The sequence below is a fragment of the Salipiger sp. HF18 genome (genome assembly GCF_011806505.1).
GTDB lineage: Bacteria > Pseudomonadota > Alphaproteobacteria > Rhodobacterales > Rhodobacteraceae > Salipiger > Salipiger thiooxidans.
In genome coordinates this window covers 1-676 of record NZ_JAATOS010000950.1, presented here as the reverse complement: position 1 = coordinate 676, position 676 = coordinate 1, and the positions used below count along the sequence as shown (strand labels likewise).

1 pseudogene is annotated in these 676 nt (G+C 67.8%); it reads left to right on the top strand.

The window, feature by feature from the left end:
• Positions 1-32 precede the first annotated feature (32 nt).
• A pseudogene (locus HC022_RS28200) lies at positions 33-676 on the top strand (serine--tRNA ligase); the annotation flags it as partial.

Below are 676 nucleotides of genomic sequence, written 5' to 3'. Positions count from 1 at the left end.
CGACTCGCACCCGAAAAGAAGGACAAGGGACGATGCACGACATCCGCGCCATCCGAGAAAACCCCGCCGCATTCGACGCGGCGCTGTCTCGCCGCGGGATGCCGTCGCAATCGCCGGCCATCCTCGCGATGGACGAAGAGCGCCGCGCCGCGATCCACGCCGCCGAGACCGCTCAGGCCGAGCAGAACAAGGCCAGCAAGGAAGTCGGCAAGGCCAAGGCCAGCGGCGACGAGGCCGAGTTCGAGCGCCTGCGCGCACTGGTGGGCGAGAAGAAGGCCGAGGTCGCGGAGATGCAGACCAGGGCCAAGGAGCTCGACGCGCAGCTCGCCGAGCTGCTCATGGGCCTGCCCAACCTGCCCTTCGACGACACGCCCGATGGCGCCGACGAGGCCGACAACGTCGAGATCCACCGCTGGGGCACGCCCGCAACGCTCGATTTCACGCCCAGGGAGCATTACGAGCTTCCCGGCGTGGTCAAGGGCATGGATTTCGAGACCGCCGCCAAGCTTTCGGGCGCCCGCTTCGTGGTGCTCTCCGGCGCCGTGGCGCGCATCCACCGGGCACTCGCACAGTTCATGCTCGACACCCATGTCGAGGAGAACGGCCTCACCGAGACCTGGACCCCGGTGCTGGTGCGCGAAGAGATGATGTACGGCACCGGGCAGCTGCCGAAATT